The organism is Nonomuraea sp. NPDC003707 (genome assembly GCF_053587055.1).
Window position 1 is genome coordinate 1 of the sequence record NZ_JBSFNK010000003.1, and the last position, 24,918, is coordinate 24,918.

The 24,918-nt window shown below is 71.3% G+C and carries 23 protein-coding genes; 12 read left to right on the plus strand and 11 right to left on the minus strand.

Translation table 11 applies throughout. The features are described from left to right. Positions 1 to 545 (plus strand): D,D-peptidase/D,D-carboxypeptidase VanY-N (gene vanY-N / locus ACWDRB_RS07710; RefSeq protein ID WP_449892315.1); only part of this gene is annotated, 545 nt, incomplete at its 5' end. Positions 546 to 637: 92 nt separating this feature from the next. Next, positions 638 to 2,572, plus strand: coding sequence for an ATP-binding protein (locus tag ACWDRB_RS07715; RefSeq protein WP_449892317.1), 1,935 nt, complete (start codon positions 638 to 640; stop codon positions 2,570 to 2,572). Positions 2,573 to 2,635: 63 nt separating this feature from the next. Here ACWDRB_RS07715 and ACWDRB_RS07720 read toward each other — a convergent pair whose 3' ends face one another. Genes ACWDRB_RS07720 through ACWDRB_RS07730 form a run of 3 tightly spaced genes read right to left on the minus strand, consistent with a single transcriptional unit; the run spans position 2,636 to position 5,696 of the window. Then, entirely contained in the window at positions 2,636 to 3,328 is a 693-nt protein-coding gene (locus tag ACWDRB_RS07720; protein ID WP_449892318.1) for an aspartate/glutamate racemase family protein, read from the minus strand. A gap of 29 nt (positions 3,329 to 3,357) precedes the next feature. Further along, the gene (locus ACWDRB_RS07725; RefSeq protein ID WP_449892853.1) at positions 3,358 to 4,734 is read right to left on the minus strand and encodes a UDP-N-acetylmuramoyl-tripeptide--D-alanyl-D-alanine ligase; all 1,377 of its coding nucleotides are present in this window, start codon (positions 4,732 to 4,734) and stop codon (positions 3,358 to 3,360) included. 5 nt (positions 4,735 to 4,739) lie between these two features. Then, positions 4,740 to 5,696 carry a D-alanine--D-alanine ligase family protein gene (locus tag ACWDRB_RS07730; RefSeq protein WP_449892319.1) on the minus strand — a complete coding sequence of 319 codons (957 nt, stop codon included), beginning with the start codon at positions 5,694 to 5,696 and terminating at the stop codon, positions 4,740 to 4,742. A gap of 286 nt (positions 5,697 to 5,982) precedes the next feature. Here ACWDRB_RS07730 and ACWDRB_RS07735 point away from each other — a divergent pair, with 286 nt between their 5' ends. The 4 genes from ACWDRB_RS07735 to ACWDRB_RS07750 all read left to right on the plus strand — a co-directional run bounded on the left by ACWDRB_RS07735 (position 5,983) and on the right by ACWDRB_RS07750 (position 10,065). Beyond that, positions 5,983 to 6,900 (plus strand): CPBP family intramembrane glutamic endopeptidase, encoded by a 918-nt coding sequence (locus tag ACWDRB_RS07735; RefSeq protein WP_449892320.1) that lies wholly within the window; start codon positions 5,983 to 5,985, stop codon positions 6,898 to 6,900. Positions 6,901 to 6,992: 92 nt separating this feature from the next. Continuing rightward, a complete protein-coding gene (locus ACWDRB_RS07740; RefSeq protein WP_350742691.1) occupies positions 6,993 to 7,403 on the plus strand; it encodes a cupin domain-containing protein in 411 nt (136 codons plus the stop codon). A 161-nt stretch (positions 7,404 to 7,564) separates the two neighbouring features. Then, positions 7,565 to 8,479, plus strand: coding sequence for an alpha/beta hydrolase (locus ACWDRB_RS07745; protein WP_449892321.1), 915 nt, complete (start codon positions 7,565 to 7,567; stop codon positions 8,477 to 8,479). Beyond that, positions 8,476 to 10,065: a flavin-containing monooxygenase gene (locus ACWDRB_RS07750; protein WP_449892322.1), complete on the plus strand. Its 1,590-nt coding sequence runs from the start codon at positions 8,476 to 8,478 to the stop codon at positions 10,063 to 10,065. The genes ACWDRB_RS07745 and ACWDRB_RS07750 overlap by 4 nt, the downstream gene beginning before the upstream one ends. Positions 10,066 to 10,085: 20 nt before the next feature. On the opposite strand, the gene ACWDRB_RS07755 is transcribed toward ACWDRB_RS07750, so the two are convergent. Genes ACWDRB_RS07755 through ACWDRB_RS07775 form a run of 5 tightly spaced genes read right to left on the minus strand, consistent with a single transcriptional unit; the run spans position 10,086 to position 15,810 of the window. Then, positions 10,086 to 10,997, minus strand: a complete 912-nt coding sequence (locus ACWDRB_RS07755; RefSeq protein WP_449892323.1) for a LysR family transcriptional regulator — start codon at positions 10,995 to 10,997, stop codon at positions 10,086 to 10,088. A gap of 51 nt (positions 10,998 to 11,048) precedes the next feature. Beyond that, positions 11,049 to 11,429 (minus strand): Zn-ribbon domain-containing OB-fold protein, encoded by a 381-nt coding sequence (locus ACWDRB_RS07760; protein ID WP_449892324.1) that lies wholly within the window; start codon positions 11,427 to 11,429, stop codon positions 11,049 to 11,051. Positions 11,430 to 11,439: 10 nt separating this feature from the next. Next, entirely contained in the window at positions 11,440 to 12,615 is a 1,176-nt protein-coding gene (locus ACWDRB_RS07765; RefSeq protein WP_449892326.1) for a thiolase family protein, read from the minus strand. Then, positions 12,612 to 13,400, minus strand: a complete 789-nt coding sequence (locus tag ACWDRB_RS07770; RefSeq protein ID WP_449892327.1) for a crotonase/enoyl-CoA hydratase family protein — start codon at positions 13,398 to 13,400, stop codon at positions 12,612 to 12,614. Before ACWDRB_RS07770 ends, ACWDRB_RS07765 begins: the two co-directional genes overlap by 4 nt. After that, positions 13,393 to 15,810, minus strand: coding sequence for a CaiB/BaiF CoA transferase family protein (locus ACWDRB_RS07775; protein ID WP_449892328.1), 2,418 nt, complete (start codon positions 15,808 to 15,810; stop codon positions 13,393 to 13,395). The genes ACWDRB_RS07770 and ACWDRB_RS07775 overlap by 8 nt, the downstream gene beginning before the upstream one ends. A 205-nt stretch (positions 15,811 to 16,015) precedes the next feature. Here ACWDRB_RS07775 and ACWDRB_RS07780 point away from each other — a divergent pair, with 205 nt between their 5' ends. Both ACWDRB_RS07780 and ACWDRB_RS07785 read left to right on the plus strand, forming a co-directional pair. Continuing rightward, positions 16,016 to 16,927 (plus strand): LysR family transcriptional regulator, encoded by a 912-nt coding sequence (locus tag ACWDRB_RS07780; RefSeq protein WP_449892330.1) that lies wholly within the window; start codon positions 16,016 to 16,018, stop codon positions 16,925 to 16,927. A 169-nt stretch (positions 16,928 to 17,096) separates the two neighbouring features. Further along, entirely contained in the window at positions 17,097 to 18,473 is a 1,377-nt protein-coding gene (locus tag ACWDRB_RS07785) for an MFS transporter (protein WP_449892331.1), read from the plus strand. A 138-nt stretch (positions 18,474 to 18,611) separates the two neighbouring features. On the opposite strand, the gene ACWDRB_RS07790 is transcribed toward ACWDRB_RS07785, so the two are convergent. After that, entirely contained in the window at positions 18,612 to 18,821 is a 210-nt protein-coding gene (locus ACWDRB_RS07790; protein ID WP_449892332.1) for a heavy-metal-associated domain-containing protein, read from the minus strand. A 153-nt stretch (positions 18,822 to 18,974) separates the two neighbouring features. Here ACWDRB_RS07790 and ACWDRB_RS07795 point away from each other — a divergent pair, with 153 nt between their 5' ends. Then, a complete protein-coding gene (locus ACWDRB_RS07795; RefSeq protein WP_449892334.1) occupies positions 18,975 to 20,126 on the plus strand; it encodes an NAD(P)/FAD-dependent oxidoreductase in 1,152 nt (383 codons plus the stop codon). On the opposite strand, the gene ACWDRB_RS07800 is transcribed toward ACWDRB_RS07795, so the two are convergent. Then, positions 20,118 to 20,924 (minus strand): methyltransferase domain-containing protein, encoded by an 807-nt coding sequence (locus ACWDRB_RS07800; protein ID WP_449892335.1) that lies wholly within the window; start codon positions 20,922 to 20,924, stop codon positions 20,118 to 20,120. The genes ACWDRB_RS07795 and ACWDRB_RS07800 overlap by 9 nt on opposite strands. Between ACWDRB_RS07800 and ACWDRB_RS07805 the strand changes: the two genes are divergently transcribed. After that, a complete protein-coding gene (locus ACWDRB_RS07805) occupies positions 20,923 to 21,315 on the plus strand; it encodes a MerR family transcriptional regulator (protein WP_449892336.1) in 393 nt (130 codons plus the stop codon). The two genes, ACWDRB_RS07800 and ACWDRB_RS07805, sit on opposite strands and share 2 nt — an antisense overlap. 84 nt (positions 21,316 to 21,399) lie before the next feature. Further along, a complete protein-coding gene (locus ACWDRB_RS07810) occupies positions 21,400 to 23,766 on the plus strand; it encodes a heavy metal translocating P-type ATPase (RefSeq protein WP_449892338.1) in 2,367 nt (788 codons plus the stop codon). Here the strand turns inward: ACWDRB_RS07810 and ACWDRB_RS07815 are convergent. Beyond that, positions 23,723 to 24,238 (minus strand): MerR family transcriptional regulator, encoded by a 516-nt coding sequence (locus ACWDRB_RS07815; RefSeq protein ID WP_449892339.1) that lies wholly within the window; start codon positions 24,236 to 24,238, stop codon positions 23,723 to 23,725. The two genes, ACWDRB_RS07810 and ACWDRB_RS07815, sit on opposite strands and share 44 nt — an antisense overlap. A 45-nt stretch (positions 24,239 to 24,283) precedes the next feature. Here ACWDRB_RS07815 and ACWDRB_RS07820 point away from each other — a divergent pair, with 45 nt between their 5' ends. Continuing rightward, positions 24,284 to 24,898, plus strand: coding sequence for a class I SAM-dependent methyltransferase (locus ACWDRB_RS07820; RefSeq protein ID WP_449892340.1), 615 nt, complete (start codon positions 24,284 to 24,286; stop codon positions 24,896 to 24,898). Positions 24,899 to 24,918 lie beyond the last annotated feature (20 nt).

Consider the following 24,918-nt stretch of genomic DNA (forward strand, 5'->3'; position numbering starts at 1 on the left):
TTCGGCCCCGAGACCGGCTGTATGCCGTGCTCACGCTGGTGCTGGCCGTGCTCCTGCTACCCGCGGCGTTCCTGCGCCGCCCCGGCCAGGCCCGCCAACAGGCCTGCCACTGGGCGCTACGGATGCGATTCCCCGCCGAAGACCTCACCGGGCTCACCGACGGCGCCAGGACCGCGTTCACCGCGGCCCGCACCGAGGCGCTATGGCGACACGGCCAGCTCCTCGGCCTCACCTCGGGCTACCGCGACCCCCTCGTCCAGCAACAGATGTTCGAGGACGAGGTACGCCGCCGCGGCTCCGCGACCTTGGCACGCATGCTCGTACTCCCACCGGCGGAATCCTCCCACGTCAAGGGCATCGCGCTGGACGTACGCCCCCACGAAGGCGCGCGCTGGCTCGAGGACCACGGCGCCCGCTACGACCTGTACCGCATGTACGACAACGAGTGGTGGCACTTCGAACACCGCCCCGACCGCCGCGGCAGGCCACCACGACGACGACCCCACCCCGGCGTGGGCTACGACATCGAGAACGGGAGCTCATGATCGACCGGGCGTTCGGAGAGGGCCAGGGTATGTCATCGGGGAGTGACAACAAGTCCGGCTTGCTGGGACGGCGTCTGCAAGCAGCGCGCGAGATGGCGTTCGTGGGGCGGGAGGAAGAGCTCGCGGTCTTCAACGCGGCGTTGTACGGCGGCGGCTGCAGCGTTCTGTACGTGCACGGTCCCGGCGGCATCGGCAAGTCGGCCCTGTTGCGGCGGTTCGCTCACGAGGCCGAGGTGGCGGGGCGGCCGGTGTCCATGGTGGACGGGCGCATGTTGGCCCCGGCGGCGTCCGAGGCCGGGCCGGTGCTTCGCGATGCGGACGCGGTGCTGCTGGTCGACGACTTCGAACGCATTCAGGGGTTGGAGGGATGGCTGCGCGAGCGGTTCCTGCCGCGGGTGCCCATGGGGGCGCTGGTGGTGATCGCAGGGCGGAACCCGCCGGACATGCGGTGGCAGGCGGATCCGGGATGGGCGGGGGCGCTGGAGGTGCTGCCGCTGCGCGACCTGCGGGCCGGGGACGCGCAGGCCCTGATGGACTCCTCCGGGGTGCCGGCCGAGTTGCGCGAGCCGCTGCTGGCCTTCGCCGGCGGTCATCCGCTGGCGCTGCTGCTGGGGGCGGCCGTGGCGGTGAAGGACGGCGGGGCCGGCCGGCGGTGGATGCCGCATCAGGACGTGGTGGCCACGTTGCTGGATCAGCTGGTGGGCGAGCTGCCTTCGGCGGCGCACCGGCATGCTCTGGAGATCTGCGCGCATGCTTACACGACGACGGAGGACCTGCTGCGGGCGGCCTTGCCGGACGACGCCGGGAGGTTGTTCCGGTGGTTGCGGCGGTTGCCGTTCGTGGAGTCGAGCCGCCGCGGGCTGTTTCCGCAGGACGTGGTGCGGGAGCTGCTGGAGGCGGACCTGCGGTGGCGGGATCCCGAGGGGTACGCGGCGATGCACGACCGCATCCACGCGCAGCTGGCGGAGCGGGTGCGCACGGCGAACGACGTGGACGTGCCCGGCGCGGTGGCGGCGCTGCTCTACCTGCATCGCGACAACGGGGCGCCGGCCGATTTCCGTGGCCGCCACGACGAGTTCCAGGAAGAGGTGTTGCGGGAGGAGGACTTCGGCACGTTGCTCCGGGTGGCGGCGGAGGGTGCGGGCCGTGCCGCCTTCTGGGCGGAACGTCAGCCGGAGGCGTTCCGGCTGTATCGGCGGACCGAAACCGGCGAGCCCGTGGCTTTCTCCGCGTGGTTGCGGTTGGCGGAACCGGATGAGGAGGAGCTTGCGGCCGATCCCATCGTGGCCAGGGCGTGGGCGCATGCGCGTGCCACCACGCCGTTGCGCGCCGGTGAACATCTGGCGGTCAGCCGGCTGTGGGCGCTGCCGCCGTATCGGGGGAACTCGCCGGTGATGGATCTGATCCAGTGGCGGGTGATCGGCAATTGTCTGCGGTCCGAGCGGATGGCATGGTCATATATCGAGATACGGCATCCGAAGCATTTACGGCGGCAGTACGGGATGCGTGACATCGCCGAGCAGCCACAACCGGGGGACGACGCGTACGGCCTGTTCGGTCATGACTGGCGCGCGGTGCCGCCGCAGGCGTGGCTGGAGCGGATGAACCGACCGCTCCACGCGGGCCCTGCCGCGACGTCGGAGCTGGCGGTGCTGTCCCAGGCGGAGTTCGCCGAAGCCGTTCGCAAGGCGTTGCGCCAGTTGTCTCGGCTGGACGCGCTGGCCGCTTCCCCGCTGACGCGCACCAGGCTGATCGCCGAGCAGGCCGGGCAGAGCCCGGCCACGGCACTGGGTGACCTGCTCCGCCAGGCGATCGACGACCTGCGCGAGGATCCGCGCTCGGTCAAGTCCCACCGGGCGCTGTCCGTCACGTTCCTGCGCGGCACGCCCACCCAGGAGCTGGCCGCAGAACGACTCGGCCTCCCTTTCACCACCTACCGCCGCCACCTGACGGCCGGCATCGAACGCGTCTGCGCCGACCTGTGGCACCTGGAGCTGTATGGCGCCGACGCACCGGCGTACACCTGAGCCGGTGCGCGGGCCTGCCACCGTGAACGAACGCGACCGTGAACGAACGCGACCGGGGGCGTGTCAGCCGGCAAGCGCGAGGCCGGCCGCCGCCTCCGCGTGCAGCCGAGCGCTCGGCAGCACCGGGATGGCGCTGTCCTTCTCGCTGATCAGCAGCTCGATCTCCGTGCAGCCGAGGATGACGCCTTCAGCGCCGTCGTCCGCGAAATCATCGATGATCCGGGCGTACGCGTCCCTGGACGATTCCCGGAGCGCCCCGCGCACCAGTTCATCAAATATCACGTCATGGACCAGTTCCCGCTGCTCACGCCGCGGGACGACCACGTCGAAGCCGTGGGAGGCCAGCCGGTCCCGGTAGAAGGGCTGCTCCATGGTGAAGCGAGTGCCCAGCAGACCGACCTTGCGCATGCCCCTGGCGCGGATCTCGGCGCCCACGACGTCGGCGATGTGCAGCACGGGCACGCTCACGGCCCGTTCCACGTCGTCGCTCACCCGGCTGAAGGTGTTGCTGCAGACGAGCAGGAGGCCGGCGCCGCTATCCTCCAGTTTCCTGCCCGCCTCGGTCAGCAACGTACTCACCTCGTCCCAGCGGTCGGCGAAGATGAGGTCTTCGACGGTCGTGTAGTCGACCGACCAGATGAGGCTGTTGGCGGAATGGCTGCCGCCGAGTCGCTCGCGTACCCGCTGGTTGATGATCTGGTAGTAGATCACCGTCGATTCCCAGCTCAACCCGCCGATGAGACCGATGGTGCGCATGGAACTCCGTTCATTCAGCAAAGGAGCGGTCAACAGGTCGGCGCTGCCAGCGCACGGGCGCAGGCACCGAGGCCGATCTCGCTGGACGCCTTGACGAACACCACGTCTCCCGGTTCGAGAAGCGCGGTGGCCAGCCTGAGGGCCCCGGCCACGTCCTCGGCGGTGTGGACGGCCACGCCCTGGTTCGAGGACTGCGCTGCCTCCGCCATCGCGAGCGGATCCCCTGCTCCGACCGCGATCAGCACGTCGAAGCGGAGGTCGGCGACGAGCCGGCCCATCTCCGCGTGCCGGGCGCGGGAGGCGTCCGCCTGCTGCCCCATCGCGCCGAGCACGGCGACGGTACGACGGGTGCCGGCCAGGGCCTTGGCCGCCCGCAGCCCGGCCCGCATGGATTCGGGGTTGGCGTTGTAGGCGTCGTCGACGACGGTGATGCCGTCGGGTCGTTCGACGATCTCCAGCCGGCCCGCGGAGCGCCGCCGTGCGCCGTTCAGCCCGTCGGCGATCTCGGCGACGCCCAGGCCGAGTGCGGTGGCGACGGCGGCTGCGGCCAGGGCGTTGCTCACCTGGTGCTCGCCTATGAGGTCGAGCTCGACCGGGGCGCGACCGGAGGGCGTCACCAGCTCGAACGCGGTTCGCGCGCGGTCGGTCATCCGCACGTCCTCGGCTCGCACCTGCGCCCGCGCCGACCTGCCGTACAACAGGATCCGGGCCCTGGTACGGCCGGCCATGCCCATGACGTACGGGTCGTCGGCGTTGAGCAGGGCGAACCCGTCCGCCGCAAGCGCCTCGACCAGCTCGCCCTTGGCCTCGGCCACGTCGGCCGGCCCGCCTCCCATGCGCTCCGCATGTGCGGTGCCGACATTGAGCACCAGCCCGATCTGGGGCGGTGCGAGCCCGGTCAGGTACCTCAGGTCGCCCTTCCGGCTCGCACCCATTTCCAGCACCAGGTATCGGGTGGTGGCATCGGCACGCAGCACGGTGAGCGGCAGCCCGAGCTCGTTGTTGAACGACCTGTCGGTGGCGACCGTCGCGGCGTGCCGTTCGAGGACCTGGGCCAGCAGGTCCTTGGTCGTCGTCTTGCCCACGGAGCCGGTCAGGCCGATCACGATCGGGCCGATGTGTTCGAGCACGTGCCTGGCCAGCAGGCCGAGCGCGAGCTGGACGTCCTCGACCACGAGGGCGGGCACGCCGACGGGCCTTGCGGCCAGCACGGCGACGGCGCCGCCCGCGACGGCGACGGCCGCGTAGTCGTGACCGTCGACGCGGGCGCCGACCGTCGCGGCGAACAGGCCGCCGGGCACCACCTCGCGGGAGTCGACCGCCGAGGGAGCCGTCACCAGCGCCTGCGGGTCGCGCACGTCATGCAGGCTCGCGCCGACGACCTGCGCGATCTCGTTCAGCGTCATGGGGATCACGAGCCGCTCCTGGCGAACGCGAGGTCGATGAGGCGGCGCAGCAGGTCCGGGTACGGAACACCGCTCGCGGCCCAGGCCCTGGCGTAGACGGAACGGGAGGTGAAGCCGGGCATGGTGTTGATCTCCAGCACGTACAGGCGTCCCGTGTCCTCCTCATAGAGGAAGTCGACACGGGACAGGCCATAGCCGCCGATCGCCCGGAAGGCGCGCAGGGACAGCTCGCGCACGTCCTCGGCCACCCGTTCCGGCAGCACGGTGGGAATGGCGGCTATCTCGGCCCGGCTGAGGTACTTGGCCTCGTAGTCGAGCCAGTCGCCGGGCACGATGAGCTCGCCGGGCACCGAGGCATCCGGGGTGTCATAGCCGCCGAGCACGCCGCAGATGACCTCGCGCGCGGTCACCCCCTGCTCGACGATGACCACCCGGTCGTAGGCCAGCGCCAGCTCCACGCCGGCGCGCAACTCCTCCATGGAGGTGACACGGGAGATGCCGATGGAGGAGCCCATGCTGGCCGGTTTGACGTACATCGGCCAGTCGAGCGACTTCACCAGCCCCCAGGGGTCGGTGGTGGTGCGCCATTCGTGCTCGGTGAACCACACATGTGGGGTGACCGGAATGTCCTCCGCCAGGAACATGCGCCGCATCGTGACCTTGTTCATGGCCACGGCGGAGGCCATGACGCCGCAGCCCACGTACGGGATGCCCAGCGTCTCCAGGTGACCCTGGAGGACGCCGTCCTCGCCGAACGGCCCGTGCAGCACGGGGAAGACCACGTCCGCCAGGTCGCGTCGCAGCTCGACCGGCCACCTGCCCTGCCGGTCGATGATGACGGCGACGGGCTCGTACAGATCCCTCGGCAGAGCGTCGAGCACGGCCTGCGCCGACTGCAGCGACACCTCATGCTCGGCGGACGGCCCACCCGCCAGCACAGCCACGCGTACGCGTTCAGTCACGATCGATCAGCCTTCCTCAGTGGCACGGTGTTCGTTGTCGCAGGACCAGCCCGCCGAGTGTCGGCCTTTGGCCTGACCGGTTCACAGGCCATTCGCTGTCCACTTCCTGACCGAAGCGCACTCCCGGTGTGCCGCGACCGGTCCGGCCACGCCGCCCCGGCCCCGACCGACTCCATCGCGTACCCCTGGCTATACCTCCATTGGGGCGTAGGCGGGAACGACCGGAGGGGCCTGCGGCTGATGTGCTGATCGCCGTCGGTCAAGCGCTCCTCTAAGGAAAATCGAAATGGCAGTCGACAGTCGGCCGGGGGCCGAGCAGCATCCGGGTCGGAGCGGACTTCGAGGCTTCATCCGCCGCCGTCCGCTGATCAGCTTCTTCGTCCTGGCCAACCTGATGAGCTGGCTCGCCTGGACGCCCTACATCCTCTCGGCGAACGGTCTGGGGATCTGGGATTTCAGCTTCCCCTCGCTGCTCGGGACCACGCAGTTCACCGGCGTCCTCCCCGGCGCCTACCTCGGCCCCATCTTCGGCGCGTTCATCGTGACCGCGGTCGCGGACGGCAGGGAAGGGGTCCGCCGGTGGATCGGGCGGATGACCAAGTGGCGGGTCAACTGGGTCTGGTACGTCGTCACCTCCCTCGGCGTTCCCGCCGCCATCATCGTCGCCGGAGTCGCGGTGTCCGACGAGGACATCCACCTGCCGCCGGTCGCCGTGCTGGCCGCCTACGTGCCCGGGCTGCTGCTCCAGATGGTCACCACGGGTCTGGCGGAAGAGCCCGGCTGGCGCGACTTCGCCCTCCCCCGCCTGCAGCGCAGGTTCGGCCCGCTGGGCGGCACCCTCGTCCTCGGCCCGCTGTGGGGCGTCTGGCACCTGCCGCTGTTCCTGAGTGAGTGGGGCGGGTGGCCGGACGTCACCTGGCTGAGAGTCGGCGAGTTCATCGCCTTCGCCTGCGTCTTCAGCGTGGTCGTCACCTGGGTGTTCAACCGGACCGGCCAGAGCCTGCCCCTGATCATGCTGCTGCACGTCAGCGTCAACAACTTCATGTCACTCGCCTACTCGGACATGTTCCCGTCGATCGCCACCGCCGAGCAGGCGAGTAAGGTCACCCTGCTCGCGGGCGCCACGGCAGCGATCCTGGTCCTCATCGCGACCCGCGGCCGCCTCGGTTACCGCCCGGCCGAGGAACCCGCACAGCAGAACTGAACGACCGCGGACACCGGCTGCGTGGGGCTGTCACAAACGGGGCGGCCGTCTTGTCCTCACTCTGAACAGTCCCCGTTCGGATGGAGGAAGACATGAGTGCTGAGCACGCCCACCTGCCCCCAGGCGTCGAGGTGATCACGACCCTGCCGGAGGCGGCGGCCCGGATCCCGGCCGGCGCCGAGGCCAGGACCGTCAGGGTCACCCTGCCGCCCGGTGACCCCGGCGCGCCGCCGCACCGCCACCCCGGGCCGCTCTTCGGCTACGTGACCCAGGGCGAGATCCTCTTCGAGCTGGAGGGGCAGCCGCCCCGGGTGCTCAAGGCCGGTGACGCCCTGTTCGAGCCCGGCGGCGACGTGATCCACCTCCAGGGCGGCAACAACCTTCCGGACGCGCAGTCGCAGCTGGTGGTGACCATGTTCGCGCCGCCCGGTGCCCCGATCCTGACCCTGGTCAGCGCGGAGGAGCTGGCCGAACGACGACACCTGCGGGTTGCCCGGCCGTGACGTGACGGCGGACAGGTCCACCGGCTCGACGCCCATGGTCCCGCCGGCCTCGTTCGGCTCGCGGCCACGCTGATCGGTGGCCGCGTGTGGACCTGGTGGCGTTGCGGTGCTTGAGTCGAAGTGATGCCGATCACTCCATGGCCCCGGTGAGGTGACCTTCCATGTCCCTTGACGACGCGACGGCCCAGTTCCTCAGGCAGATGAGCGAAGCAGGCGGCAAGCCGCTGCACGAGATGACACCCGAGGAGGCGCGCGCCATGGGCGGCGCGCTCGGCGACCTGTACGGCAAGGGCCCGGAGATGGCCCGTGTGGAGGAAGCGGTGATCCAGGCGGCGGACGGCGGATCGTTCGGCGCACGCGTGCTGGTCCCGGTGGAGGACCCGAGAGCGGTGATCGTGTACTACCACGGTGGCGGCTGGGTCATCGGCGCGCTCGACGAGTTCGACACCTTGGGACGGACGCTGGCGCACCGGACGGGCTGCGCCGTCGTCCTGGTCGACTACCGGCTCGCCCCCGAGCACCGGTATCCCGTGGCGGCCCGCGACGCCTACGACGCGCTGTGCTGGGCCGCCGCGAAGGAGCCGGACCTGCCGATCATCGTGGCCGGGGACAGCGCGGGCGGCAACCTGTCGGCCGTCGTGGCCCAGCGCAGCCGCGACGAGGGCGGCCCCGCCATCGCGCTGCAGGTCCTCGTCTACCCGGTGACCGACCACGACCTGGACAACGCCTCCTACACCGACCCGGCCAACCAGCTCATGCTGAGCCGCGACAGCATGATCTGGTTCTGGGACCACTACGCGCCCGACCCGGCCACGCGGGCGAACCCGGACGCCTCCCCGCTGCGGGCCCGGGACCTGTCGGGCCTGCCGCCGGCCGTCGTGCTGACCGCCGAGCACGACGTGCTGCGGGACGAGGGCGAGGCGTACGCGCGGCGGCTGCGCGAGGCCGGCGTCCCGGTGCTGTTCAAGCGGTTCGAGGGCCAGATGCATGTCTTCTTCACGATGGTGAACGTGCTGCCGGGCAGCGCCGCGGCGATCACCATGGTCGTCGAGGCGATCGACGGGAGCCTGCGATGAGGTACGACGCCGTCGTCGTGGGCGCGGGCTTCGCCGGCATGTACATGCTGCACAAGCTGCGCGGCCTGGGCCTGACCGTCCGCGTCTTCGAGACCGGCGACGGCGTCGGCGGCACCTGGTACTGGAACCGCTACCCGGGCGCCCGCTGCGACGTCGAGAGCATGCAGTACTCCTACTCCTTCGACGAGGAGCTCCAGCAGGAGTGGGAGTGGAGCGAGCGCTACCCGTCCCAGCCGGAGATCCTGCTCTACGCCAATCACGTCGCCGACCGCTTCGACCTGCGCAGGGACATCCGGTTCGAGACCCGGGTGACCCGCGCCGGCTACGACGAGAGCGCGAACCTGTGGCGCGTGGAGACCGACCGCGGCGAGCACGTGTCGGCGACGTACCTCATCACCGCCGTGGGCTGCCTGTCGGCGGCCCGGATACCCGACTTCCCCGGTGCCGGCTCCTTCCTGGGGCCCAGCCACCACACCGGGCGGTGGCCGCACGAGGGCGTGGACTTCACCGGGCAGCGGGTCGCCGTCATCGGCACCGGCTCCTCCGGCATCCAGGCCATCCCGGTGATCGCCGAGCCGGCGGAGCACGTGACGGTGTTCCAGCGCACCGCCAACTACAGCCTGCCGGCCTGGAACCGGCCCATGGAGCCGGAGTACGCGCAGTGGGTGAAGGCCAACTACGCCGACCTCCGCGCCGGCATGCGCACCTCCGCCTCCGGCGTCATGGGCACCTCCAACACCGCGTCGGCGCTGGAGGCGACGGAGGAGGATCGGCTGCGGGAGTTCGAGACCCGCTGGGCCAAGGGTGGCGTGGGCTTCCTCGGCGCCTACGGCGACACCGCGATCGATCCGGCGGCCAACGAGATCAGCGCCGAGTTCGTCCGTGAGAAGATCCGCGAGATCGTCACGGATCCGCGGGTGGCCGAGCTGCTGGCGCCCAAGGACCATCCCATCGGCACCAAGCGGATCTGCATCGACACCGGCTACTACGCCACCTACAACCGCCCCGACGTGACCCTGGTCGACGTGCGTGCCGCGCCGATCGAGGAGATCACCCCGACCGGCGTGCGCACCGCCGACGCCGAGTACGCCGCCGACATGATCGTGTACGCCACCGGCTACGACGCCATGACCGGTCCGCTGCTCGGCATCGACATCACCGGCAGGGGCGGCCTGTCGCTGCGGCGCAAGTGGGAGGCCGGGCCGCGTACGTACCTGGGGCTGATGACGGCGGGCTTCCCCAACATGTTCACCATCACCGGGCCCGGCAGCCCGTCCGTGCTCAGCAACATGATGGTCTCCATCGAGCAGCACGTCGACTGGATCGCCGACTGCGTGGAGCGGCTGCGGGCCGGCGGCATCGCCACCATCGACGCCGACCCGCCGGCCGAGGACGCCTGGGTCGACCACGTGAACGAGGTCGCCGCCCGCACGCTCTACATGCGGGCCAACTCCTGGTATCTGGGCGCCAACATCCCGGGCAAGCCCCGGGTGTTCATGCCGTACGTCGGCGGCGTCGGCGCGTACCGGCAGAAATGCGACCAGGTCACGGCGGACGGCTATCCGGGGTTCGTGCTCTCCGTCTGACCGGCGGGCGAGAGGCGTCCTCAGAGGATGACGAGGGGGTCGCCGTGACGCGCGCGCAGAGCGTCGAGGACTTTCGCGATCGGGCCGCCGCGCGCTTCCGCGTTCGCGGGCCAGACGACGCCGAGCCGGAAGTGGAGATCCGGATCGTGCAGCGGGACGAGGACGAGGCCCGCCTCGCCGAAGATGCGGCCCGAGAGGGTGCTGAGCGTGGTCAGCGACAGGGCTCTGGAATGAGTGACGTGTGCGGCGACCTGGACCGCGTCGTTGTGCGGCAGCTCACGGATCTGGGTGACGCCGCCCGCGCGCAGGTGGTCGCGGAGCCCGTTCATCACCAGCGGGTGCACCTTGTGCGAGGTGAGCAGCATCTGCCGGTCGGTGAGGTCGGCGAGGGTGAGCCTGGGACGGCCGGCGAGGGGGTCGTCGGCGCGCATGGCGACGGCGAAGCGGTACTCCGCGAGCGCGAGGCTGCCGAGGCCGCCGGCGTCCACGGGCAGGTGGACGACGGCGATGTCCAGCTTGCGCGCCGCCAGCAGGCCGAGCAGCCCCGCGGACGGCTCCAGGGTCACCGGGAGCTCGGTCCCCGGGCTGACCTCCGCGAACGTCTCCAGGACCAGGTCCAGGACCTGGGTGGGGGCGAGCGGCGTGGCCCCCACGCGCACGACCGCTGGCGGTGGGGCGGCCCCGGCGGCCAGCTCGGTCAGCGCGTCGAAGCGGGCCAGGACGTCGCGGGCGGGATCGAGGAACGTCCGCCCGAAGGAGGTCAGCTCGACCTGGTGGTAGCGCCGGTCGAACAGGTCGTGGCCGAGCTCCTTCTCCAGCTCGCGGATGCGCCGGCTGAGCGGGGAGGACGTCACGTGCAGCCGCTCGGCGGCGCGGCCGAAGTGGAGCTCTTCTGCCACGACCATGAAGTAGCGGAGCTGCTGGATGTCCACCCGGCCAGGGTATCGGCCCCGCGCGGGCCCCCGACGAGCCCCCGCGCAGGCTCACGCCGGGTGGAACACGGGGACCGCCTCTCCCCCTTCGGGGCGCTCGAAGGCGACGCGTACGCGCAGGCCGGCGTACACGTCCTCAGGGGCGACCTCGACGATCTGGCCCTGGATCCACGGCTCCTCGTCCAGCTCGACGATCCCGACCACGAACGGCGGCCCGCCCTTGGGGTGCACCACGGACCAGCTCACCACCACGCCCGTTCCGGCCGCGGCCGTCCAGGACGGCTCGGGTGAGGCGCACTGCGGGCACGTGCGCGCCTGCGGCGCGGAGTGGGCGCCGCAGGCGCCGCAGCGCCGGATCAGCAGTTCGCCACGGGCGGTGCCGTCGAAGAACGCGGCGGTGGCCGCGTCGCGGTGGACGATTCCCACAGGCATCGGCGTGCTCCTATCGGGCGTGCGGGCTGAGGATCAGGGTGGAGTGATGGTCGAGGATGCCGCCGTTGCCGCTGACCAGCACCATGTCGTTGCGCGGCGCCTGGCGGTCGCCGCCCTGGCCGCGGGCCTGGATGACGGCTTCGGACAGCGGGGTCATGCCCCACATGTAGGAGGAGGAGAGCTGGCCGCCGCCGGTGTTCACGGCCAGGCTCCCCTCCGGTCCGAGCACGCCGCTCGCCACGAAGGGCCCGCCCTCGCCCTTGGCGCAGAAGCCGTAGTCCTCCAGCGAGATGAGCGCGGTGTAGGTGTAGCAGTCGTACAGCTCGGCCACGTCGATGTCGGCGATCGTGATCCCGGCCATCTTCAGCGCCGTGGGACCCGACAGGGCCGCGCCGCTGACCAGGCCGAACTCGCTGTCCCTGCCCATGACGTACCCCGGGTGCGCCTGGCCCCAGCCGCGGAGGTGGACGGCGGGCTGCGCGAGCCCGGCGGCCCGGTCGGCGGAGGTGACGAGGACCGCCACGCCGCCGTTGCTGACCAGGCAGCAGTCGAGCAGGTGGAACGGCTCGGCGATCCACCTGGAGCTCTGGTGGTCCTCGATGGTGATCGGGTCGCGCAGCTGGGCCAGGGGGTTCCCGGCCGCCCAGGCGCGCTGGGCGACGGCGATGTGGCCGAGTTGCTCGCTGGTGGTGCCGTACGTCCGCATGTGCCTGCGGGCGGCCAGCGCGTACATGGTGTTGGCGCTGTAGATGCCCGAGGCGGCGGTCAGGCCCTGCCAGCCGGTCGGCCGCCGGCCCGCGGCTGCGTAGGCGGCGCCGCCCCCTGCCGACTTGTCCTTCAGCGGGGCGTCGGCGAAGACGCAGGCCACGATGTCGGCCATGCCGGACATCACGGCCATGGCGGCGTACTGGACCATGGCTCCGGCGGACGAGCCGTACGCCTGCACCTCCGACAGCAGGCGCAGGTGGCGCAGCCCGAGGTCGCGCTGAAGGCCCAGGCCGACGTCGCCGGTGATGCCGGTGTTGGTCAGCAGCCCGTCCACCTCGTGCAGGTCGATCCCGGCGTCGGCGGCGGCGAGCCGGACGGCCTCGGCGGCGAACTCGGGGGCGGTCCTGCCGTAGACCTTGCCCATCTCGGTGATGCCGAGACCGGCGATGACGGGCGCCCTGTTGATCGTCATGGTCATCGGCCCTCCCAGACGGGGGCGCGCTTCTCGGCGAAAGCGCGCGGCCCCTCCTGCGCGTCCGCCGAGCGCATGATCGCGGCGCCTTCGGCGGCGGTCCGCTCCCAGGCGGCCTGTTCCGAGGCGACCGTGCCGTCCGCGATGCCCCGCGCGATCCGCTTGCTGGCCTGTACGGCGAGCGGCGCGTTGGCGCTGATCATCTCGGCCAGGGCGAGCGCGGCGGGCACCACCTGGTCCTGCGGCACGACCCGGTTGACCAGGCCGAGCCGCAGGGCCTCGGCGGCGGTCACGGGCTCGCCGGTCAGCAGGATCTCCATGGCCACCTTGGCCGGCAGCTGCGCGGCCAGCCGGAACGCGCCGCCCGCGCCGGCGATGATGCCGCGCTTGACCTCGGGAAGACCGAACCGGGCGCTCTCCGCGGCCACCACCAGGTCGGCCCACAGGGCGATCTCGGTGCCGCCGCCGAGCGCGAACCCGTTGACGGCGGCGATGACGGGCTTGGCGATCGGATGCGTCACGCACCCGGCGAAGCCCCAGTGCGGTTTGAACCCTTCGGTGGAGAACTCTCCTCGAGCCACCTCCTTGAGGTCGGCACCGGCGCAGAACGCCTTGTCCCCGGCCCCGGTCAGCACCACGGCCCGGATCCCGGTGTCGGCGTCGGCCTCGTCCAGGGCCTCGCCGACGGCGCGGGTCAGGGCCCCGTTCACCGCGTTGCGCGCCTCGGGCCGGTTGAATGTGATCAACATCGTGTGGTCGCGGCGCTCGACGAGCGCGGCGGGCTCACCCATGGTCAACTCCTTCAGCTGGTTCTTCCAGTACGCCCGCCTCGATGAGCGCCTGGATCTCCGGTTCGGCCAGGCCGAGCAGCTTCGCGGCCACCGTCCGGGTGTGCTCCCCCGCCAGCGGCGCCGGGCGCGGCTCGGGGTCGGCCACCCCGCCGAAGGTCGCCGGGCCGTTCTCGGTCCGCATGGCGTGCCCGATGTGCGGGTGGCGCATCTCGCGCAGGAAGCCGCGGGCGGCGAGCTGGGGATCGTCGAGGTACTCGATCACCCGCTGCATCGCCCCGGCCGGCACGCCCGCCGCCTGCAGCCGTTCCATGACCTCGCGGGGCGGGGTGTCCGACGTCCACGCGGTCACGGCGGCGTCGACGAGCCCGCGGTGCGCGCGGCGGCCCGCGGCGGTGGCGAGCCGCGCGTCGGCGAGCAGGTCGGCGCGGCCGATGACGCCGCACAGGCTCCGCCACTGCTCGTCGCCCTCGACGCTCACCACGCACCACTCGTCGTCGCCCGCGCACGGGTAGAGGCCCTGGGGCGCGTCCCACTCGCCGCTGTTGCCGTGGGCGGTGAAGGAGCCGGGCTCCAGCGACTCGCGCAGCAGGCTCGTGGACAGCTGGGTGAGGATGGTCTCGGCCTGGGAGACGCTGACCGTGCCGCCCTTCCCGGTACGCCGCCGCCGGATCAGCATGGCCAGCACGGCGACGGCGCCGACCCGTGCGGCGAGATGGTCCGGATAAATGGTGATGCCGTCGCAGAACCCCGCCTCGACGCCGGTGTCACGCCAGAGCCCGGTCAGCCCGGTGGAGGCGCGTACGAGGGGGCCGTACCCCATGCGGCGGCTCCACGGCCCGGTCGGGCCGAGGGCGCTGCTGTCGGCCATGACGATCCGGGAGTTGAGCTCGCTGATGACGTCGTAGCCGAGCCCCAGCGACTCCAGCGTGCCGGGCTTGAAGTTGGACAGGATCACGTCGGAGGCGGCGGCGAGCCGTTTGAAGAGCTCCAGCCCTTCGGGCGAGCGGAGGTTGATCCCCGCGCTGAGCTTGTTGCGGTGGCCCCAGGCGAAGCCGGCGCTGATGGCCTCGCCGGTCAGCGACTGCCGGCTGCCGTCGGGGTAGGCCCGGCTCTCGATCTTGATGACTTCGGCGCCCTGGTCGGCGAGCAGCCGGCCGAGCTCCGCGCCGACCACGATGACGCCCAGGTCCAGCACGCGGAGCCCGTCGAGTGGCCGCCGCCGGGACATGCCCTCGGCCGGGGCCGGAGGAGTGGCCGGCGGCGTCTCGGCGAAGACCTCGTCGTCGTGCTCCCCGGCTTCGGGGGCTCGGCCGCGGAATCCGGCCCGTACGCCGTCCAGCTCGACGTACCCGGACGGCAGCCGGCCGGTCAGGCCGGGCGCGATCTCGGCGTCGACCAGTCCTCCTCGTGCGCGGAAGTGCGGGCCGGCGAGCACCTCCCCGGGGGCCAGCAGCGACGCGATCGGCACGCCGCGCTCCTGGCCCTGGGCGACGAGCTCGTCCCTGGTCCTGTCCTTGAACAGGTCGGCGATCAACGCGTGCAGCCGCTCGGTCGCGCCGTAGCGGCCCGCGAGGGTGTCGTACTTGGGGTCGGCGAACTCCTCGGGCTCCCCCAGCCAGCCGAACATCCCCCGCCACTGCCGCTTGGCCAGCACGCAGATCCGTACATATCCATCCGCGCACGGGAAGATCGGGTAGAGGCTGCCCGCGTCGGGGCGGCCACGCGGCAGTGCCGTGGCCGGCACGCCGCCGGTGGCCGAGCCGCCGATGCCGAAGCCCGGGTCCAGGATCTGCGCGGTCATCTCGTACACCGAGCAGTCGACGTGGTCGCCGCGTCCGGTCTCGAGCCTGTTCGTGTACGCCAGCAGGCCCGCCCACGCGGCCTGGACGGCGGCCGACTCGTACGCCAGCGGGCCCGGTGGCACGACCGGCTCGCGACCGGGGATGCCGGATCGCGACAGCACACCGCCGAGCGCCAGGTGCGTCCAGTCGGTGCCGGCCCAGTCCCGGTACGGGCCGCTCTGCCCGAAGTCGGTGATCGAGATGACAACGAGCGCGGGGTTGCGCGCGAGCAGCGCGTCCGCGCCGAGGCCGAGCCCGTCGAGGGTGCCGGGCCGTTCGGTCTCGATGAGGAAGCCGGCCCCGGCGGCCAGGCCGAGCAGCCGGTCGCGGCCGGCGGGGTCGTGCAGGTCCAGGGTGATGCCGCGTTTGCCGGCGTTGTGCGTGGCGAAGTAGAGGCTCACGCCGTCGTGGAGCGGCTCCCGCCGGCGGGTCGGCGCGCCTCCCGGAGGCTCGACGCGGATGACGTCGGCTCCGAGGTCGGCCAGGAACCGGCCGCACATCTCGGCCTTGCCGTCGGCCAGGTCGATAACACGGAGACCGGCGAGGGGAAGATCCCCGGTTGCGGGCATGGTGAATCACCCCACTGTGTGTGGCGGGCGGGTGCGGAGTACGCCGGACATGACCTGTCCCGCGGATCGTCGGGGACAGGTTCCTGAGGTGAGACTGCCACGGCGGTTCCGGGCTGAAAACGTCCGAATCGGCAACGTGGCACGCGTCCCAATCGGCAACGTGCGCGGTTGACGTGCGGCACCGACCATCACGAAACTCCAGGTCATGGACGTACAGCAGCTTCGGTGCTTCCTCGCGGTCGCCGAGGAGCTCCATTTCGGTCGCGCCGCGGAGCGGCTGCACCTGACGCCCTCGCCGGTCAGCCGCTCCGTCAAGGAGCTCGAACGGGAGCTGGGCGTCGACCTGTTCGTCCGCCGCTACCACCAGGTCGAGCTCACCGCCGACGGCGCGCTCCTGGCGGGCCGGGTACGCGACATCCTGGAGCAGCTGGACGGCCTGAAGGACGTGATCAAGGAGGCTGCCAGGAGACAGGTGGTGCGCGTGGGCGGCACCCACCTGTGCCCGCCGGCGGTGATGGATCGCTTCCTGGCCCTGGCCGGGCAGGCGCTCCCCTCCCACACGGTCGAAGCGACGATAGGGCCGTCCGCCGAGCTGCTGCCGGCCCTGGAGCGCGGTGAGCTCGACGCGGCCCTCGTCCACCTGCCGCTGGACCGGCCCCGGCTCGACAGCCTGGTGGTGGCCCGCTACCTGTTCTCCGTGGCGATGCGGGCCGACGACCCGCTGGCCACCGCCTCCGAGCTGACCTTGAAGGACCTCGCGCACCGCACCTTGACCGTCGGCCCGCCCACTCCTCAGCCGGTGGCGGTCAACCTGTTCCACGAGCGGTTGAAGAACGCCGGCATCACCTCGTTCCACCGGATGCCGGACAACGACGCGGTCATGCTGGCCAGCCGCATCCGCCGCGACGGCGGGATCACGCTGACGATCGACCCGCGCAACGGCGGCAGCGCCCGGGTCTACGACGACCCGGCCTTCGCGGTCGTCCCCCTCCGCGACGACCTGGACTTCCTGCTCGGCGTGGCCTGGAACCGGTCCCGGGCGCGGCAGGACGACGCCGTCCGGGAGCTCGTCCAGGTGGCACGCCAGGAGTGGGCCGGGCGCCGCCTCACCCTCTGACGGCGGGGCACGTTGCGGATTCGCGTACGTGCACGTGCGCGAAAGCGCAATGGTCACCGGTGGTGCGGCCTGCTTACGGTTCCACGCACACCGCTACGTGAGGCCTTTGTGAGGCGTTCGCCGCCCGTGGCCGCAGCGGTGCCTTCGCGCTATCCCCTAGGAGGCCACGATGTCTCAGACACCCCCCTCGCCCGTGTCCGTGTCGGCCGGCGACATCGACGCCCGCATCGACGCCATGGCGAAGGTCGGGCTCAGCCGCGCCGCATGGTTCGCGCTCATGCTCTGCTTCTTCTTCGCCAACTACGACATCTCCGTCCTCACCATCACGCTGCCCTCCATGCGGGACGAGCTCGGGCTGGCGGGAGCCGAGCTGGGGTACCCCGTCACGTGGAACCTCGTCGGCTACTGCGTCGGCGCGTACGCCTTCGGACACGTCGCCGACCGGCACGGCCGGCAGAAGGGCCTCGCGCTGACCATCGCCGCGCTCGGCCTCGGCGGATTCCTCACGGCGTTCTCGTGGGACGTGTGGTCGCTGACGTTCTTCCGGTTCCTGACCGGGTGCGGCATGGGTGCGGTGCTCGCGCTCTGCTCGGCCTACATCGGCGAGCTGGCGCCCAAGCACCAGCGCGGCGGCTACCTCTCACGCCTCTACATGGTGGGGACCGTGCTGCTCCTGGTGATCGGGTTCGCGTCGCTGCCGGTGCTGGCCGCCTCCTCCAGCGGGTGGCGGTACCTGCTGGCCTTCGGCGGCCTGGTGCTCCTGGTGCTGCCGCTGATCAACGACAAGGCGCTGGTGGAGTCGCCGCGCTGGCTGGTCGCTATGGGCCGTTCCGCCGAGGCCGACCGCATCGTCCGCCGGATGGAATCCCGCGTCGGCCTGCCCCCGGGCGGCACCGTCTCCGTCCCCGACGCCGCCGAGAACGCCGCCGCCGCTGACGACAGGCTGCCGGTCCGGGCCCTGTTCCGGCCCCCGTACCAGAGCCGGATGCTCATCGTGCTCGGCTTCTGGTTCGCCTTCTACGTCGCCATGTACGGCTACGCCAGCTACCTGCCGCTCATCCTCGAGGGCATCGGCATCTCGACCTCCGACGCGGTCCTGGTCAGCGTGCTCACCCGCGCCATGCCGCTGGTGTCCGGCCTGGCCGCCGTGCTGCTGGTGGAGCGGATGGAACGCCGCACCATGGTCATCATCGGCACGCTGGTGTTCGCGGCCTCGCTGCTGCTCATCACCCTCGACCTGGGCGAGACGGTCGCCACCGTCGGGGCGCTGTTCAGCTCGTTCGGCATCGCCTTCATGGCCACCCCCGCCTACACCTACACGGCGGAGGTGTTCCCCACCCGGGCCCGGGGCACGGCGTCGGCCATCGCGGACGGGGTCGGCCACCTGGGCGGCGCGGTCGCGCCCCTCGTGGTGCTGCCCGTCCTGACCACCTTCGGGGCCCGGCCGGCGTCGTTCGTGATGGTGGGCCTGCTCGTGATCGCGGCCGGCATCATCCGTCTCGGCGTCCGCACCCGGGACCGTTCGCTGACGGAGATCGCCGCCTGACGTCCGCCCGAGAGCGCCGACGGCGCCCGTGAGACGCTGACATTGATCGACCGCGCCCGAGCGGCGTCCATGCTCATCGATCCGCCTGGCGCCGCCGGGCGGGCTGCGCGACCCGCTCACCCGGCAGCACCTCGGCGTTCAGCCGGCGACCACTTCGTAACCGATCTCTTCGACGGCGTTCCTGATCTCCGCGTCGTCGAGCGGAGCGTCCGAGGCGACGGTGACCTGCCCGGTCGCCAGCTCGACATCCACCGAGGAGACCCCGGCAATCTTGCTGATCTCGGTCTTCACCTTGCCGGCACAACCGCCACACGTCATTCCCGACACCTTGTACGTGTTCGTGCTCATTGCGGCATCCCCTTCCATCCATACCCCTACCAGGTATATTTCACAGGAGACCGTACGCCGCGATCACCTTCGAGAACAAGCCATACGGGCTAGGGGTATGTGAGATCTATGTCACGTTGCGACCCATATACCCCCCATAGGTATGGTCATCGCATGAGCAGGCTTAACAAGATCACCGTTGTCGGTGCTTCGCTGGCAGGGCTGCGGGCCGTGCAGACCCTGCGCCAGGAGGGCTTCGCGGGCGAGGTCACGCTGGTCGGCGCCGAGACGCATGTGCCGTACAACCGCCCGCCCCTGTCGAAGAGCGTGCTGCACGGCGACGACGACATCACACTCCCGGGCGCGGAAGAGCTCGACGACCGGTGGCTGCGCGGGCGCACGGCCGTACACCTCGACACCCGGAACCGGACGGTCACCCTCGACGACGGCACCGAGCTCGGCCACGACGGGCTCGTCATCGCCAGCGGCGCGCGCCCGCGGCGGCTCGACGGGGTGCACACCCTGCGCACCATCGACGACGCGCTGGCGCTGCGCGCGAAGCTCGACTCGGGACACGAGCACGTGCTGGTCATCGGCGGCGGGTTCATCGGCGGCGAGGTGGCCTCGACGGCACGGCAGCTCGGCCGGAAGGTCACCCTGATCGACTCCGCGCCGTACCCCATGCACGCCGGGCTGGGCGAGGAGGCAGCGCGCTGGCTGGCCGCGCACCACGAGCGCAACGGCGTCGAGCTCATCACGAACGTCCGGGTCACCGCCGTGGACGGTGGCCGAGTCCGGCTCAGCGACGGCCGCACCGTCGCCGCGGACCTGGTCGTCGGCGGCATGGGCGTGCTGCCGAACACCGAATGGCTGGACGGCAGCGGCCTGGCCGTGGACGACGGCGTGCTGTGCGAGCCGACGCTGTTCGCGACCGGCTCGACAGACATCGTGGCCGCGGGGGATGTCGCACGCTGGCCGCACACCCACTTCGGCGGGGAGACGGTACGCATCGAGCACTGGTCCAACGCCAACGAGCAAGGCGCGGTCGCCGCCCGCAACCTGCTGGCCGGGGCGGAGAACGCTCAACCCTTCGTGGACGTGCCGAACTTCGCCACCCATGTGCATGGCGCCCGCATCCAGACCGCCGGACTGCCGCACCTCGCCGACTCGGCGAGCATCGCCACCGGCTCCCCAGAAGAAGACCGCTTCGCCGTGGCCTTCACGCGGGACGGCGTGCCGGTCGGCGCCGTCGCCGTCAACTCCCCCAGGGACCTGATCAAGCTCAAGCGGGCGATCACGGCACGCGAGATGCCTCCATCACCGTGATCGCGAAGCTGACGCCACGAAGATGGGCAGCGCCAGGAACATGCGTCCCACCTGGGCGCGCGTCCTCTGATCGCTCACCCACGCCGCTTCCTGCTCGCGGGTGACGGCTCCGGCGGCGCGCGCTCCCTCCGCGATGCCGGTGAGCATGGGCAGCATGGCCGTGTCGGTGAAGACGCCCAGGTGCGCCTCCACCTGGACGTCCTGGAAGCCCGCGTCGAGCAACAGGTTGCGGTAGCGGCGAGCCGCACGGGGATTCGGGACCAGGTCGGCACGCGCGTGCACGATGGCCCGGGTGAGCACCGGGTCATCGGAGTCGATGATGAAGGCGTCCCAGTCCTGCCCGACGAGCACGATACGCCCGCCCGGAGCCAGCACCCGCTTCGCCTCCTCCAGCGCCTTGGCCGCGTCGGCAAGCTCGTGAAAGACCTTGTCGGCTCGGTACCCGGCGACCTGCCCGTCGTCGAGCGGCAGGTCGAAAGCGTCGCCGATCCGGAAGTCCGCATACGGCCGGCGGTGGCGGGCCACCGCGATCATCTCCTCGCTGACGTCCACGCCGATCGAGCTCATCCCGCGCTCCGCGAGTTCCTCGACCGCGCGGCCCGCGCCGCAGCCGACATCCACCACGACCGCGCCGTCGGGGAGGGTGAGCAGATCGTACGAGCGCGTGCGCAATGCGACGGCCCCGGGCAACGCGTCAGCGACGTCGAGCAGCTTGATGAGTGATTCCATCGAGTTGTTGTCTTTGGACATGTGGGCCAGCATGCGACTTAATGTCGACATGAAGTCAAGTGTGACCATGAGCATCGGTGAAATCGCGGAGCGGTTCGGCCTGGCGACGCATGTCCTGCGGCACTGGGAGGCGATGGGCCTGATCACGCCGGCCCGTATCGAAGGAGCGCGCCGCCGCTACGGGCCTGACGACCTCTACCGGGTGGCCGTGATCCTGCGCGGCAAGGAAGCCGGGTTCAGCCTGGAAGAGATCCACGAGATGATGGCCACCTCGGACGCGGCAGCACGGCGCGCCGTCCTGCTGCGCCGCCGGGAGGAGCTGGCCCGGCGGATCGCCGAGGCGCAGGCGTCGCTCGAGCTCATCGACTGCGCGCTGGACTGCGATCACGAGGACTTGGCCGGTTGCCCCCATTTCCGGTCCGCGGTCGAGGAGCGGGTCCCCGCGGCCGTCACGCCTTGAGGCCGGCACATGGCGCCCGAGGAGCCGACGTCTACTATGGCTAATGGTAGATCGAGCGCTACCGGGCGGATGTGGAGGAGAACCATGACGACCGGGGACATCAAGGATCGCAGCACGGCGGTTCTCGACGTGAGCGGGTTGCAGTGGGCCTCGGAGCAGAACGTGGTGCGTGCCGTCCTGAGCCGCCGCCCCGGAGTGATCGAGGTCGAGGTGAACCCGGTCGGGCAGACCGCCGTCGTGGTGTTCGACCCGAGGGCCACGTCCTTGGCCGAGCTGCGCCGCTGGGTACAGGAATGCGGCTATCACTGCGCAGGGCAGTCCGTACCGTCGCATGTCTGCGATCCCCTGGCAGAACCCGACCCGCCGGGCGTCGCCGAAGCCGTCCGTGAGGCCCCTGCCGAGCATGGAGAGCACGCAGGTCCGTCGCCGCACGAGGCGATGGGGCACGGGGGCCATGGCGCCATGTCGATGGAGGCCATGGTCTCCGACATGCGCAACCGGTTCCTCGTGGCGGCCGTGCTGTCCGTCCCGATCCTGATCTGGTCGCCGATCGGGCGCGAGGTGCTGGGGCTGGACGTGCCGGTGCCGTTCGGGCTGCGCGAGGACGTGTGGGCGCTGCTGCTCAGCCTGCCGGTGATCTTCTACTCCTCGTGGATCTTCTTCGACGGCGCCGTACGGGCGCTGCGGGCCCGCACGCTGGACATGATGGTGCTGGTCGCCGTGGCGATCGGGGCGGGCTGGCTGTACTCGCTGTACATCACGCTGACCGGCGGCGGCGAGGTGTTCTACGAGGCGGCGACCGTGCTGGCGGCGTTCGTCCTGCTGGGGCACTGGTTCGAGATGCGGGCCAGGGGCGGCGCCAACGACGCGATCCGCGCGCTGCTCGACCTGGCCCCGCCCAAGGCCGTGGTGATCCGCGACGGCGAGCAGGTGGAGATCCCCACCGCCGAGGTCGTGGCCGGGGACGTGCTGCTCATCCGTCCCGGCACGAAGATCGCCGTCGACGGCGAGGTCATGGAGGGCGAGAGCGAGGTCGACGAGTCGATGGTCACCGGCGAGAGCCTGCCGGTGCACAAGGCCCCCGGTTCGGCGGTGGTCGGCGCGACCATCAACAAGAACGGCACCCTGCGCGTACGGGCCACCAAGGTCGGCGCCGACACCGCCCTCGCCCAGATCGTCAAGCTCGTCCAGCAGGCCCAGAACTCCAAGGCTCCCGGGCAGCGCCTGGCCGACCGGGCGGCGTTCTGGCTCGTCCTCGTGGCGCTCATCGGCGGCGGGCTGACGCTGGTGGCGTGGCTGCTGGTGGGTGCGGCGGCCGGCACGGCGATGCTGTTCGCCATCACCGTCGTCGTGATCACCTGCCCCGACGCGCTGGGCCTGGCCACCCCCACCGCGATCATGGTGGGCGCCGGCCTCGGCGCCAAGCGCGGCGTGCTGTTCAAGAACGCCATGGCGCTGGAGACCTCGGCCCGCATCCAGACCGTGGTCATGGACAAGACCGGCACCCTGACCAGGGGCGAACCGGAGGTCACCGATGTGATCACCGACGGGATGGAGGAGGCCGAACTGCTGCGGCTGGCCGCCGCCGTCGAGCGCGAGTCCGAGCACCCGCTGGCCGAGGCCGTGGTCCGCCACGCCGACGCGCATGCTCCCGGGGTCCTGCGGGTCGCCGGGTTCGAGAACGTCCCGGGTCATGGCGCCACGGCTCAGGTGGACGGACGCCGGGTCCTGGTGGGCAACACGAAGCTGATGCGGGTCGAAGGCGTCGAGCTGGGCCCGCTGGCCTCCCGGCGCGGGGAGCTGGCCGCGGGCGGGCGTACCGCGGTCGTCGTCGCGGTGGACGGCCGCGCGGCCGGGCTGATCGGCATCGCCGACGCGCCCCGCGACAGCTCCGCGGCCGCGGTGGCGGCGCTGCACGAGGCCGGCGTCGAGGTCGTCATGCTGACCGGCGACAACGAGGCCACCGCCCGGCGGATCGCCGACCAGCTCGGCATCGACACCGTGATCGCCGAAGTGTTGCCGGGCGACAAGGCCGCCAAGATCGTCGAGCTGCAGCGCGACGGGCGCAAGGTCGCGATGGTCGGCGACGGCGTCAACGACGCCCCCGCGCTCGCCCAGGCCGACCTCGGCATCGCGATCGGCGCGGGCACCGACGTCGCCGTCGAGACCGCCGACGTGGTGCTCATGCGCTCCGACCCGCTCGACGTGCCGACGGCGCTGGTCATCGGCCGCGGCACGCTCCGCAAGATGCGCCAGAACCTGGGCTGGGCGATCGGCTACAACACGATCGCGCTGCCGATCGCGGCCGGCGTCTTCGAACCCGCCTTCGGCCTGGTGCTGCGACCGGAGATCGCCGCCCTGTCCATGTCCGGATCGAGCGTCATCGTCGCGGTCAACGCACTCGCCCTCAAGGGGCTCCGCCTGCCGCGCCCCGTCGCTGCCGGAGACTGAGCACCGGCCGACGGCTGTCCCGTGGCGACCATGCGCCGGCCGTCACCTGATCTGAGTGCACTTCCGCGAGTTCTTCGACGGTTCCGCCGGTGGACAGCCGGTCCAGGACGCCGACCAGGTGCGGGCACTCGCTCGTGGGATGGTCAGCGGGGCAGGTCAGCGCCGCTGAGAGGAACCGGCGGGCGCCCTGGGCTCGCTCGATCAGGGCGTCCAGTTCGTCGATCTGGTCCCGCACCGCTGATCGCCATTGCTCGCCGGACTCGTCCATGACGGCGGCGGCGGTGTCGAGCCGGACTCCGAGCCGTTGCATCAGGGCGATCAGTGCGAGGCGGCGCAGCTCGGTCCGGCCGTACATCCGCCTTCCGGCATGGCGAGCCGCCGGCCGTACCAGGCCTCGTTCCTCGTAGTACCGCAGAGCCGAGGTGTTGAGGCGGAGGCGACGGGCGGCCTCACCGATGGATATGAGCTCCATGCGTCCATTTGACTTCAACCCGCCTTGAACCGCGAACCTGGGGGCATGGCCACCAAGGAGATCCAGTCCTGGGCGTACGACGAGCCGATCCGCTCTCCGTTCGCCCTTCCGCAGGGAATCCTCGGGCGTTTGGCGGGGCGGCTCATGCTGTGGCTCAACGATCCGGGCGAACTCGTGACGCTCATCGGGAAGCAGGGCAGCGTGCTGGAGGCCGGATGCGGGCCTGGCGGCCTGCTGCGGCACATCGAGGCCGAGCGGGTCTGCGGCATCGACCCGTCGCCCGAGATGCTGCGTCAGGCGGCCCGGCACAACCGCGGGCGCGACGTCGAGCTGCGGCTCGGCACCGCGGCGGACACGGGCTGTCCCGACGACAGCTTCGACGTCGTGGTCTCGGTGAACAACGTGGCGATGTGGCCGGACCTGGAGGCAGGCATCCACGAGTTGCGTCGGGTGACCCGGCCTCGTGGCAGGCTGCTCATCGCCTGGCACAGCGCCACCGGCCGCTCAGCGATCGCCAGGAAGAATGCTCTCCCCGAGGAGAAGCTGGGGCGTATCGCTCACGCCCTGGGCGAGCCGACGCGGCGCCATGAGCTCACGAATCTGACCGTTCTCGAAAGGCGCTGCCCAGGCTCGGCGTTGCCGGAGTACAGGCGGACGTAGGCCCCTGGCTGGGTTCCGTT